Origin of the sequence: uncultured Winogradskyella sp. (assembly GCF_947498005.1) — a bacterium.
GTDB lineage: Bacteria > Bacteroidota > Bacteroidia > Flavobacteriales > Flavobacteriaceae > Winogradskyella.
The window spans coordinates 61,671-74,426 of the sequence record NZ_CANMIW010000006.1; the positions used below are offsets into that span (position 1 = coordinate 61,671).

General features: G+C 30.8%; 13 protein-coding genes. 8 read left to right on the forward strand and 5 right to left on the reverse strand.

Annotated features, from left to right (window positions below):
- Window positions 1-77 precede the first annotated feature (77 nt).
- Window positions 78-386: a rhodanese-like domain-containing protein gene (locus Q0891_RS11830; protein ID WP_299101849.1), complete on the forward strand. Its 309-nt coding sequence runs from the start codon at window positions 78-80 to the stop codon at window positions 384-386.
- Here the strand turns inward: Q0891_RS11830 and Q0891_RS11835 are convergent.
- Entirely contained in the window at window positions 383-1,006 is a 624-nt protein-coding gene (locus Q0891_RS11835; RefSeq protein WP_299101851.1) for a DUF4230 domain-containing protein, read from the reverse strand. The two genes, Q0891_RS11830 and Q0891_RS11835, sit on opposite strands and share 4 nt — an antisense overlap.
- Before the next feature lie 229 nt (window positions 1,007-1,235).
- Between Q0891_RS11835 and Q0891_RS11840 the strand changes: the two genes are divergently transcribed.
- The 3 genes from Q0891_RS11840 to Q0891_RS11850 all read left to right on the forward strand — a co-directional run bounded on the left by Q0891_RS11840 (window position 1,236) and on the right by Q0891_RS11850 (window position 4,431).
- The gene (locus Q0891_RS11840; protein WP_299101852.1) at window positions 1,236-1,994 is read left to right on the forward strand and encodes a hypothetical protein; all 759 of its coding nucleotides are present in this window, start codon (window positions 1,236-1,238) and stop codon (window positions 1,992-1,994) included.
- Window positions 1,995-2,287: 293 nt separating this feature from the next.
- A complete protein-coding gene (locus Q0891_RS11845; protein ID WP_299101853.1) occupies window positions 2,288-3,280 on the forward strand; it encodes a hypothetical protein in 993 nt (330 codons plus the stop codon).
- Between the two features lie 383 nt (window positions 3,281-3,663).
- The gene (locus tag Q0891_RS11850; protein WP_299101854.1) at window positions 3,664-4,431 is read left to right on the forward strand and encodes a hypothetical protein; all 768 of its coding nucleotides are present in this window, start codon (window positions 3,664-3,666) and stop codon (window positions 4,429-4,431) included.
- A gap of 4 nt (window positions 4,432-4,435) precedes the next feature.
- Here Q0891_RS11850 and gldC read toward each other — a convergent pair whose 3' ends face one another.
- Complete coding sequence (gldC, locus tag Q0891_RS11855; protein ID WP_173280069.1) at window positions 4,436-4,771, reverse strand: gliding motility protein GldC; 336 nt, start codon at window positions 4,769-4,771, stop codon at window positions 4,436-4,438.
- Window positions 4,771-5,730 (reverse strand): gliding motility lipoprotein GldB, encoded by a 960-nt coding sequence (gene gldB, locus Q0891_RS11860; RefSeq protein WP_299101855.1) that lies wholly within the window; start codon window positions 5,728-5,730, stop codon window positions 4,771-4,773. Before gldB ends, gldC begins: the two co-directional genes overlap by 1 nt.
- A gap of 85 nt (window positions 5,731-5,815) precedes the next feature.
- Here gldB and nadE point away from each other — a divergent pair, with 85 nt between their 5' ends.
- Window positions 5,816-6,604 carry an NAD(+) synthase gene (gene nadE / locus Q0891_RS11865; RefSeq protein WP_299101856.1) on the forward strand — a complete coding sequence of 263 codons (789 nt, stop codon included), beginning with the start codon at window positions 5,816-5,818 and terminating at the stop codon, window positions 6,602-6,604.
- A 137-nt stretch (window positions 6,605-6,741) separates the two neighbouring features.
- A complete protein-coding gene (locus Q0891_RS11870) occupies window positions 6,742-7,371 on the forward strand; it encodes a response regulator transcription factor (RefSeq protein ID WP_299101857.1) in 630 nt (209 codons plus the stop codon).
- A 60-nt stretch (window positions 7,372-7,431) separates the two neighbouring features.
- Here the strand turns inward: Q0891_RS11870 and dnaG are convergent, their stop codons facing one another.
- On the reverse strand, window positions 7,432-9,396 hold the full coding sequence (gene dnaG, locus Q0891_RS11875; RefSeq protein ID WP_299101860.1) for a DNA primase: 1,965 nt from the start codon (window positions 9,394-9,396) through the stop codon (window positions 7,432-7,434).
- 130 nt (window positions 9,397-9,526) lie between these two features.
- Between dnaG and Q0891_RS11880 the strand changes: the two genes are divergently transcribed.
- Window positions 9,527-10,648 carry a DUF748 domain-containing protein gene (locus tag Q0891_RS11880; RefSeq protein ID WP_299101862.1) on the forward strand — a complete coding sequence of 374 codons (1,122 nt, stop codon included), beginning with the start codon at window positions 9,527-9,529 and terminating at the stop codon, window positions 10,646-10,648.
- Between the two features lie 95 nt (window positions 10,649-10,743).
- Window positions 10,744-11,580: a metallophosphoesterase gene (locus Q0891_RS11885; protein WP_299101864.1), complete on the forward strand. Its 837-nt coding sequence runs from the start codon at window positions 10,744-10,746 to the stop codon at window positions 11,578-11,580.
- A 60-nt stretch (window positions 11,581-11,640) separates the two neighbouring features.
- On the opposite strand, the gene Q0891_RS11890 is transcribed toward Q0891_RS11885, so the two are convergent.
- Window positions 11,641-12,723: a hypothetical protein gene (locus tag Q0891_RS11890; protein ID WP_299101865.1), complete on the reverse strand. Its 1,083-nt coding sequence runs from the start codon at window positions 12,721-12,723 to the stop codon at window positions 11,641-11,643.
- Window positions 12,724-12,756 lie beyond the last annotated feature (33 nt).

Genomic DNA, 12,756 nt, shown 5'->3' on the forward strand with positions numbered 1-12,756 from the left:
TGTAACTATTATATAATGTAACTTTGGTTACGCATTGGTCTAATTTCTTTTTAGACTTTTGACAAAAATTATATACTATGGGAATATTTAATGCTTTATTTGGAAAATCGACTAACAATGTTGCAGAATATATTGAAAAAGGCGCTGTAATATTAGATGTGAGAAAAAAAAGTGAATATAATGGTGGACATATAGAAAATGCTATTCATATTCCGGTTCAAGAATTAGCAAATAGAATTAATGAAATTAAAAAATTAAATAAACCTGTTATTGCGCATTGTGCAAGTGGCATGCGCTCTGCTAATGCAGCTAATATTTTAAAATCTAACGGAATTGATGCTATAAATGGTGGTGGACTAAGTAGCTTACAGCGCAAGCTAGGTTAATTTAATATGTCTTCTAAATTTTCGAGCTGAATTAAATCGTTAACGGGATTTTCATTGTACTGCAATGTCCAACCTAAAGAGTTCGTTAACATAAAAAATTTAGAAAGCTCACTGATTAATCGATTTTGAGCGTTAGCTTTTAAATCTGAAGCTTCAATCTTTTTCATTAAAGATTTACTAACCGTTTCCTTAATCTTATTATAGTCTTTGGCTTCAAATGGATTGAGATAATCGGCTTGGATATCGTAATACTCAAAATCTGGACTAATTTTTATTTCTTCTTTTGGGATATTTAAGATTTGAAGCGTTTTAGTTGTTTCATCAATATTGTATTCAATTTTACTCAAATCATAAGTCACAGTAACATCTGCGTTTACCACGACTAATGCTTTTTTATCTGCAGAAAGATAGTCTCCAAAAATAGCTTTAGAATTTTTGTAGCTAAACACTTCAGAAAAATGCCCTTCGGTTACAACTAATTTACCTACGTTTTTTATTTGTTCTTGGATTAAAGCACTGTGCTCTTCAATTACAATTTTATCTTCATTTTTATCATCACAATATTTAAAAGTAAAAATGACAATTATTGCGATAATGATACCAAATACTATTTTTTTCATAGGTTATTTTATACATTTTACATATTTAATACTGTAAAATTAATTATTATTAAATCTTGTTTTTTTGCCTTATGTCGTAAACGTGTGTGGGTTAACTAAAAAAAATGCAACATATCACTAAAATTTAAAAGTTTCTTTCTTCTGGTTTTAACTTAGACACAGAATAAGATAGTATTTCTATTAAAACAGAATACTTAAAGAAAGCCCTCTAATCTAAAAAGTGACTATTATGTTTAAAAATATAAGCACACTACTTATCCTATTTACGACTTTAACTAGCTACGGCCAAGACTTCAAGTTAATAAAAAACACACATCCTAAAGCAAAAGAGTTAAAGCATAGTTTAAATCATACCAAAGACAGTTTAATTTTAGAATGTAATAACAAGATTCTAAATGTAGAGTTTTTTAATGAAGATTTTGAAAAAAAAGTAATCGTTGATGACCTTAAGACCAAAATATCACTGAAAGAATTTCCACAGGGAAAATTTGTTATAGAAGCTAAGTTAGCAGATAAAATTATTCTTATGGATTTGATTAGACATGAGAACTATAATGACAACCCTCAAACGGATGTAAATGAACCAGCAGAAGGTAAAGGTATGATGTTAGATGAGAGTTTAAATATTATAAAATCATCACCAAAAAATAGTATTTCATATATTCTTACTCGTGGCAAAATAAAACAAAACAGAACTAATAGTTCTAAATTTTATTGGATAATATCTCATGTAAATAATAAGATAGGATCGAGTAAAACTATGAAATTAGCAGACCAAGAATCAGTGGATAGAATGATATTAAAACATAAGGTAGAACTAAAAAGTGATTGTGGCAAACTTAACGAGTTAACCATTTGGGAAGTGTATGATACTAGTGAATTTATGGAAAACCAAGCCTCTAATCCAAACTTTGTATATACTTCAACTACGGATGTTTTTAATTCTACACCGTATTATACGACAAATCTAAAATCTCAAGATTTATAGTTTATAAGATAATTTTTGGAATAATTTAAGGTTTTTAAGTTTTTGACTTTTCAAATATCACAATTTTTAAACCTCTAGTAATCAAGACAGTTAATATTAAAACATTTACTTTTCATGCCGTTTTTTGTGTTGTTTATCGAAGATCTTTACACATTAACTAAGATTAAAGTAGGCTAACTGATTTATAGAAATTACCAAAATAAAAGCAAATATCTTTGTTTATACCGATGAATTGTACATATTTGTAGTTACATTGGTAATATTGTTTCCCCAAAACAAAAACCTACTTAGACATGAAAACACTTTACACAACAGTGTTCTTACTTTTGGCATCATTAGTTTATGCCCAAAAATCTACATTATATCAAAATGTAAATGTTAGAGCGCAAGAACTTAAACACAACCTTAACAAAACTGGAGATAGTCTCATATTAAAATGTGAGCGAACAGTATACGAAATTGTTATATTCAACGATGATTTTGAACGTGTTATTAAAGTTAGAGATAATGAAGCCATTATACCTATCGCTGATGTCCCTGTTGGAAGATATATTGTAGAAGCCTTGCTAAGTGACAAATTAATAGTAATGACTCTATTAAGAAATGAATCTTTTGGAACACCTCCTCCTAAAGCTCTTATAACGGATAGCTCTGATTTATTTGGAACCAAACAAAAAAAGGAAGCTGTAGCGAGTGTTGAAGTCCCAATTAAGACTCCAGAAAAAGAAGAAATTAAAGTTGCTGCGATTGAAGAGACTCAACCTATGGAAGAACTAACCAGCAGTGAAAATCATATAAAAAAGACAGATTTAGCGGTTGCAGGTAAAAAGTCTGAGCCAGAAAAAGTTAAAAAACCAAGGCTAAAAAGAAAGGTAACTTATACCAAACCTAAAGATCCAACGGAAAGTAGTTTATCATTATTTAAATCTGAAAAACAAACCGCTAGTACTTCATCTAAAAGATCTACCAGAGAAGTCGATGCTGCGAGAGCTAATAGAATTGAGAGTACATATTGGGTAGAATATAGAATTAATAATGGACAGAGCTCTCAAAAAATACAAAAATTAGGAGATCAAGATACGGTTGATCGTATGATTAGAAAAATAGAGATTGATAAGAAAACTAAAGCCGGACGATTAAATGAACTTATTATCTGGACGGTTTATGATCCTCCACAATTTGTAAATCACAAAAAGAACAATAAATCGAACTTTACAACATTACCATCGGAAAGCTTCAATCTAGAACCTTATTACAAGCAAGTAAACGATCCGGATAATTTGTAATTTTCATAACTTAAATACATAAAACGTAATATATAAATCTCAGATTAGTAATTAATCTGAGATTTTTTTTACAATTAATCCAATCACTCTAACGGACTAGCTTAGTGAATCTCTATGAGATAATCACACCTCAACAAAACCCACTTAATCATCTGAAATTAAACAACTTAAGCCAAACAAACGCATTAATAAAAAAATTAACTTTAATACCCTTTTTTTGCACTACGTCGATAGTGAATACAACTCAACAATAAAATAAGTAATGTGTCCATTTATCTAAAATTAGGTTAGTATAATACTTTAATTTTACACTAGCTAAGTGAGTAATCCCTAATTACTTTTTGCTATTAAATTGTTCCCAAAAACAAAAAACCTACTTTATTATGCGACTACAAATTACACTCGTGTATTTGCTTTTGACTTCTTTTGTTTATGGTCAAAAATCCACGTTATTCCAAAATAAAAATTCTAGAGCTTTAGAGCTAAAACACGAACTAAATAAAACTAACGATAGTCTTATTTTAAAATGTGATCGTACCATATTCGAAGTCGTTTTCTTTAACGATGATTTTGAAAGGGTCGTTAGAGTTAGAAAAAAAGAAGCCAAAATCGCTATAACAGATTTGCCAGTAGGTCAGTATATAATTGAAACACTTCTTAGAGATAAACTCATTGTACTTACTTTAGTAAGAAACGAAGAGTTTAAATTACCCAAACAGGATATTATAGCTAATGTTGTAAAGCAGGAAGAAAAAAAACCTACACCCTCTCAACTTTTAAACAGAGAAACGATAACTAAAAAATCTGATTTGGCAGTAGCAGGAAAAAAAGCTGTTAGAACAGTTGAAGTAAAAAGAAAGCAATCCACAGCACTTTATTGGATAGAATACAAAATCAATACAGGTCAAAACACACTTAAAACCGAAAAATTTGGAGATCAAGCAACTATTGACCAAATGATTAGAAAAATTGAAATAGATAAAAAAACTAAAACAGGTCGCTTAAATGAGTTGATAGTTTGGAAAGTGTTTGATTCTTCCAAGTTTTTAAAACATAGAAGAGCAAACAAAAACAATTATTCTACAACAGCATCAGACAGCTACAATACAGAGCCTTATTACAAAGAAGTAAATGAGCTAGACAGCAAATAGTCTACTATTTTTTTAACTCTAATTTCTCAGCAAAATAATCACAAAAATCTTTCATTGTTGCAGTCATTTTTTCATCTTGAGTGGCTCTTAAAAACGTATCACTCATTGTGACTAATGTTTGATGAAAAAACAATTTCATTTCATCTACAGGCATATCCTTTGTCCATAAGTCTATTTTTAGAGTTTCTTGCGCATTACTATCCCAAACAGATAACATTAATGCTTTAGCTTCTTCATTATTAACACCACCATCTTGTGCAGACCAGTTTAATTTTTCTGGCACACGGTTTTCATCAAGTTCTACGTTTAATACTATCTTAGATTTTATAACTTTAGACATTACTTTTTTGGTTTAAAATTTGCGTTTCTAAATATTTCTTCAGGTTCGGTTTGCATTATTTTTAGCACATCATCCTCTACTTTTTCAGCATAAGCTTTAACAATTTGCCAACCTAAATACTGACCTAATCGTCCAGGCGAATCATTATCTAATTCTAGCCCAAATTTTGTAAATGGTGCATCACCAACAAAGCGACTTGGCAATTTACTATTTGTACTATAAAGAAATTCTTTTTCTACAAAATAACTCCATATCTGGCTTTCATTTGCTTCTGCCCATTTTAACTGCGCGTCAGAATATCCTATTTTTTCAGCGTCAGTTTTAAACGGAATCATGATATCTTTAAAGTATAACAACTTACCAAAGTAAATCATCTCATCTAACAGCGTACTTCGCCTAGTTTGAAAATTATATTTTGATGCATACCCATTTGCTACATCAGAGATAATCTGATCTTCTTCCATATTGGCCGCGATATACATTGGTATATTTTGATAAAACGGATGACTAGCTCCTAAATAATTATCTAATGCGATAAGAACAATAGAATCGTTAACAAAGGTTTTATCTCTGTAAGCTACATCGTTAGTTAAAGTTATAACTCTAGGAGCCTTAAAGGTTTTATCATAATATTTTAGATGCTGAAATAAGCCTTCTAACTCTTTTGTAGCCGTATTGACATCTGGAAATTTCTCTTGTACTTCGCCTAGTAATTCATTTTGTAAACTATCATTCATTTTTTCAATCCAGAAAGAATCCGGATCACTTATAAAAAAAAATGGGTAAGCCTCTTTTAATTTTTGAAGATCTTTAGGCTCAGCCTCAAAAAACGCTTTATCAAAACGTTCAACGTAAAAATCTATATCAATCTCAGCAATTTGTTTTTCTAGTTTAGACTCCTCTTCACAAGACCATATAACTAATCCTATCACTAATATTATAAAAAATCTTATCTGCATTTTATAAAACATTTTTAATCCTAACACGTTTGCGTTATTTTTGTTGTGCAAAGGTACACTTCTTTGTTATAAAAACTCAAAAATTATGCAGACAGAAAAGATTGTAAATCATATTGTAGATTGGTTAAAAGACTATGCCACTAAAGCTGGTGTTAATGGTTTTGTAATAGGAATTTCGGGCGGAATTGATTCTGCCGTAACCTCAACTCTTTGTGCAAAAACAGGTTTAGATCTTCTCTGTATTGAAATGCCAATTCACCAAGCCGCTAGCCACGTTACAAGAGCACAAGAGCATATTGCTCAATTAAAAGCGCGTTTTCCTAACGTTAAAGATGCACGAGTAGACTTAACACCTGTGTTTGAAGAATTCAAAACAGAAGTAAATTTAGATGGTAAGGAAGCAATTGTAAATATGGCTTTAGCAAATACGCGAGCGCGTTTAAGAATGACTACGTTGTATTATCACGCTGGTCTTTTAGGTCTTTTAGTTGCAGGCACAGGGAACAAAGTTGAAGATTTTGGTGTTGGGTTTTATACTAAATATGGAGATGGTGGAGTTGACTTAAGTCCGATTGCAGATTTATTAAAGTCTGAAGTATATGAAATTGGATCCTATCTAAAAGTGCCAGAATCTATAATGAATGCAGCGCCTAGTGATGGATTATTTGGTGATGCACGAAGTGATGAAGATCAAATTGGAGCTTCTTACCCAGAATTAGAATGGGCAATGCAAATGAAAGACGAAGGAAAATCAGCAAATGATTTTGAAGGAAGACAACGAGAAGTTTATGAAATCTTTTCTAGATATAATAACTCTAACAAACATAAAATGGTCGCCATACCAGTTTGCGAAATCCCTAATAATTTAAAATAAATTTTGCGTTTTAATATACTAAATAGTGAAATTAATCAATTTTTCACTATTTTTACCTAATTGAATCTACACATTGTATTGATTATAGCCTATTAAATTATTAATAATCCTAACCAACCAAATAAAATACAATAGTAATGATACATATTTTACTAGTTGATAATCATCCCATTATACGCAAGGGATTAGAGCTATATCTTAACAGCAAGCCAGACCTTAAAGTAATAGGAAGTTTAGAAAGCGGAATTGAAATATTTGAATTTGTTAGACGTAATAAAGTAGATGTTATTATATCTGAAGTAGATCTTCCAGAACTTAATGGAATAACTGCACTTAGAGCTATAAAAAAAGAATACAAGTCTGTAAATGTATTAATGTTTAGCCACCAACCCGAAGAAATTTACGCCATAAGCACACTAAAAGCAGGTGCATCTGGTTATTTAAATAAAACTGCTGAAGTCGAAGCTATAGAAACTGCTGTCCGAAAAATTCATGCTGGTGAGACTTCACTTAGTGAAAAAATGGATAAGCACCTTCGTTATGAAGACACTAGAAAAAGCAGAAGTAGAATGTTTAAAAAACTATCAACACGAGAGGTTGAAGTTTTAAAACTATTATCCATTGGTCGTAAGAATAAGGAAATTGCGCAAGAATTAGATATCAATGAAAAAACAGTAAGTACTTATAAAGCACGCTTGTTTAAAAAACTTAATGTAACCAACATTGTAGACTTAATTCACCAAGCTAAACACCATAATTTAGCTTAGATTATAATAATAGAAATAACAGATGTCATGTAACTTTACGTGGCATTTTTTTTTATGTTTTTAGCCAACAACTTTACCCAACTTACGAGACAATAACATCTTAAGTCCTACGTAATCTTTAACATCTTCTATAATGGATCTCGTATCCGCGTTTTCGTTTAATGTTTCATTTTTATATTCTGCCACTTTTTGATCTATAAGATGACATCTTAAACTTAAGATCGTTTGACTTACCAGTTGAGAAACTGCATCCTTCTTTTCTTTAGGCACAATTTGATTACGCTCCCAATCGTGTAGATTATATCTTTCATCTTCCATTAAAATGCTTGTAACTAAACTTGCAGCTTCTTGATCGAGTTGGTTTACAAAGTTTTTAGTTGAAAAATTCTCATCAACATTCAACTTATCAATAATAGAATAATATAAAGCCTTAAACTGAGGGTTAGAAAATTGCATTTCATCTTCTTGAAGGTCTAGATATATTTTTTCGAACACTCTTGTTTCGTGTTGAGTAGGCTCTAAAACTAAATCTCCTGAAGCCTCATCTTCCTTTAATATTAAGTCCTCAAATTGTTCTGTTCTTTCACCATACAACATCAGAATTTCAATAATTTTACGTTCTAACTCAAACTGAACATCTACCTTTTGCTTAGGCTTTTGTTCATTTTTCACAACCTGAAATGCTTGTTGTTCTTGCTTATGACTCTTACTAGCGTCTTGAGTCTCTTTTTTATTTATCTGTGCTAACGTACTAAAAAGTACAGTTTCACTTATATCCATAATTCGAGCACACTCTTGTATATAGATTTCACGCTTTATCTGGTCTGGTATAAGTGCAATACTATTTACAATTTCTCTAATAGTCTCTGCTTTCTTAATAGGATCATTGTTCGCTTCTTTTACCAATAATGACGCTTTAAACTGAATAAAATCCTTTGCATTTGCATTGAGGTATTCCGTAAGTTCTTCTAATGTATTTGATTTTGAAAAACTGTCAGGATCTTCACCGTCTGGAAATGTGCATACTTTTACATTAACACCTTGTTCTAGAATTAAATCTATACCACGAATGGAAGCTCTTATACCTGCTGCATCTCCATCAAATAGTACTGTAATATTATTAGTAAGTCTATTAATTAGCCTTATTTGATCTGAAGACAAAGCAGTTCCAGAAGAGGAAACCACGTTGGTAATTCCGGTTTGATGAAATTGAATAACATCTGTATAACCTTCTACCAAATAACAATTATCTTCTTTAGCAATACTCTGTTTGGCGTGATACAAACCATACAAAACTTTACTTTTGTGATATATTTCACTTTCAGGAGAGTTAAGATATTTAGCTGCTTTTTTATCTGCCACTAAAATACGTCCTCCAAAGCCTAGAATTCTTCCACTCATACTATGAATAGGAAACATAACTCTACCTTTAAATCTATCGAAACGCTTTTCGCCCTTTACAATAGTTAAACCTGTTTGCTCTAAAAAATTGATATTATAACCTTTTCCTAAAGCATCATCAGTAAAGGCTTGCCACTCATCTAACGAATATCCTAATTGAAACTTTTTAATCGTTTCTTCTGTAAAGCCACGCTCTTTAAAATAACTCAAGCCAATTGCCTTACCTTGATTACTATTATGTAATACTTTTTGAAAATAAGTGTTGGCATATTCACTTACCAAATACAAACTTTCTCTGGTATCAGCCTGCGCTTTTTCCTCGTCAGTTTGTTCTGTTTCTTCAATTTCAATATTATACTTTTTTGCTAAATACTTTATAGCTTCAGGATATGTAAAATGCTCATGTTCCATTAAAAAAGTCACAGCATTCCCTCCTTTTCCACTCGAAAAATCTTTCCATATTTGTTTTACAGGTGAAACCATAAAACTTGGTGAACGCTCTTCACTAAATGGACTTAGTCCTTTAAAATTACTACCAGATTTTTTTAATTGTACAAAATCGCCAATAACCTCTTCTACGCGAGCGGTTTCAAAAACTTGTGCTATGGAACTTTGTGAAATCAAATATCTTGGGTATTAAATAGTCTGCAAATTTAAGAAGATAAATTGATAATTAATCAAACTGTAACCGCTCATATGTTAAACAATAGATAATTGAAACTAGGAACATACATCTATTTACTATATTTAAAATATGAATAATGCCGCGGAAAACACTAAAACGAAGTCTTCAGACTCTCATAACAAACGTAAAATATATAAGAAAAAGAGGTATACCCTTCCTATAATTATAATTACTACTCTAATAGCCTTAAGAATTTATTTGCCCTATTTTGTTAAAGATGAAGTTAATAAAGTCTTGGCTGATCTTCCTGGATATTTTGGTAAAGTTAAAGATATAGACATTTCACTATTACGAGGTGCTTATGTTATTGAGGACTTATATCTTAATAAGGTTAATGCTAAAACAGAAGTGCCTTTTCTTAATTTCCCCAAAACAGACATATCTATACAGTGGAAATCAATATTTAAAGGAGAAATTGTGAGTGAGATTATCATGACCAATCCTGAAATTATATATGTTATGGAAGACCAACAAACGGAAGGAAAAACTGCAGATTCTGATGATTGGACAGAAGCCTTAACCGACTTAGTACCTATTGATATTAATAATTTTGAAATTCATAACGGAAAGATGGCGTTTGTAGAATTGCAGGCCGATCCTAATATTGATTTACATTTCAACAAATTAAATTTAACTGCAAAAAATTTGAGAAACGTATCTTCTAAAGAGCACACTTTACCTTCTCCCATTTATGCAACCGCGACTTCTATTGGAAATGGAATGGTCACTTTAGATGGCAATATTAATCTGATAAAGGAAATACCAGATATGAATATTGAATTTGGCCTAAAAGCAGCTGATGTCACTGCTTTAAATCCGTTTACAAAACATTACGCAGGCATTGATTTTAAATCTGGAACATTTGAGCTATTTAGTGAAATAGCAATTGCAGACGGTTATCTTAAAGGCTATATGAAACCTTTAGTAACCGATTCTAAACTAATAAGTAAAGAGGACAGTTTCCTTAGCGTTTTATGGGAAGGTTTTGTTGGTTTTTTTAAATTCATTTTAAAGAATCAAAAGACTGATACCTTAGCCACAAAAATACCTATTGAAGGCGATCTTACTCAAATTAAAACAGGAGTTCTACCTAGTGTCCTTAACATTTTAGAAAATGCCTGGATAAAAGCCTTTAAAGGTGTTGTTGATGATGATATTGAATATAAAGATGCTTTAGACGCCAAGAATTAACGTAAGATGATCTAATTTATAAAAACCAATATAAATTAATGTATTATCACATTCATATTATATAACTTTAACTTCATATTTTGAACTTAAATAGAATGAAATCTAAATACAACGCAACTTCTCTTAGGCTTTATTTTGCCGCTGTAAGCCTATCATTAATCTACATTTCTTGCACAACAAAAAGGGCTGAACCCTTTTCTTTCATTCAATTATGCGATACACAGTTAGGAATGGGTGGTTATGAACATGATATTGCTACTTTTAAACAAGCTGTATCTCAAATAAATGAATTAAACCATGATTTTGTAGTCATTTGTGGTGATCTTGTTAACGACGCTACTGACAGTAGCTATGTTGAATTTAAAAACATTTTGAAAAAATTAAAAACACCTTGTTATGTAGCTGCTGGCAATCATGATGTAGGTAATATCCCAAATGACTCAACACTTCGTTTTTATAGAAATACTATTGGCAAAGATTACTATGATTTTAAACACAAAAACAATGCTTTTGTCGTTATAAATACCCAACTACTTAAAGTTGATGTTGAAAATGAATCTGAAAAGCATTACAACTGGTTTAAAAACAAACTTGAGAGTCATAAAAAAGAACAACATTCTGTATTTGTAATTGGTCATTATCCTTTGTTTACAGAGACACCTAACGAAGAAGAACATTATTTTAATTTACCTTTGGATAAAAGGAAAGAAATATTAGAATTGTTTAAGAACAATAATGTTGCAGCATATTTATCTGGTCATACACATAAGTTAACCATCAATAATTATGAGAACATTCAACTAGTAAGTGGTGAAGCCACAAGTAAAAATCTAGATGATAGACCACTAGGATTTAGGCAATGGGAAGTTTTGGGAGATACAATTGTACATAAGTTTGTTCATCTTAAACCTATTAATCAAATTCAGCAGTAAAAATAAAAAGCCCAAATCTAATAATAGATTTAGGCTTTTAATCTCAACTAAATTGATTGGTTAATCTAAATCAAAACGTAATCCAACAGAAATATTATTCTGATCTACTGCTTGGTCTTTAAATAATGGATTCAGATCATATTTTACGTAAAGTGATATATCATCATAACCTACATATGCACTTAAACCATATACAAAATTAGACGTGTTATAATTTTTTCTGATTTTATCCTTAACACGATCTCCATTCTCTTTATATTTCAATTTTTGCAATGTACCGAGTCTTAAACCTCCATAACCACCAATCCCGAATTTAAATTGGTTTTCCGTTGTATACCTTATTTTATTCTCATATTCTCTTTTTTTAGATGGTCCAAATTCTAAGTGAAGCGGAAACACTAAATTAGTTACTCTAAATTGTGCTTTATCGAGATCTACTGGAAATTCTTGTAATGACGTTACATCTTCTGATTGTACAAAATATTGATTATCCTTCATATTCAATTTGTTCCATTGAAATGAAAACCCATAATTCACTCTCATAAAGTTAGAGTCTTTAAAAAGACGTGTTTGCCATAGCCAACCCAACTCTACAAAACCAGAACCTCCAATCTTATATGGAGAATCGTCTAAGTTTTCGCCATCAATTAATGTGTTATTGAAGCCTATAGCAAAAAGTAATTTATTAGTGGTTCTAAGATCGTACTTAGGAGCTTTATCCTCAGACCCTATATTGATATGCAAACCATTAGATCCAATGTTTAATTCTACCTTCTCGTCATCGTCGCTTCTATATTGATAAGCATCATAGCCATTACGCTTTAGTAAAGCAATTTGCTTATCTATAATAACCGTTCTGTTTTCAATATTTAGCACAGCTACCTTTGCAGCTTCTTTCTTTAGGTTTTCAGCTTCTGCAGCTGTGATTTCATCGGCATCTAACCTATCATTGATTTTTTGAATTTTTAACTTTAAAGCTCCTTTTTCTTGTGCTTCAATTTGAGACCTTTCTTCTTCTAATTTAACAATTTTGTAATCTATTTTTTCCTTTCTAATAGAATCTAAATCCTTTGTTTGTGCTTGTAAATGTGATATTGTAATGCTTAAAATTAGGCATACTAATAGCTTTGTAATTGTGTTCATGACTGTTCGTTTTTTGATTAATGATGATTTATT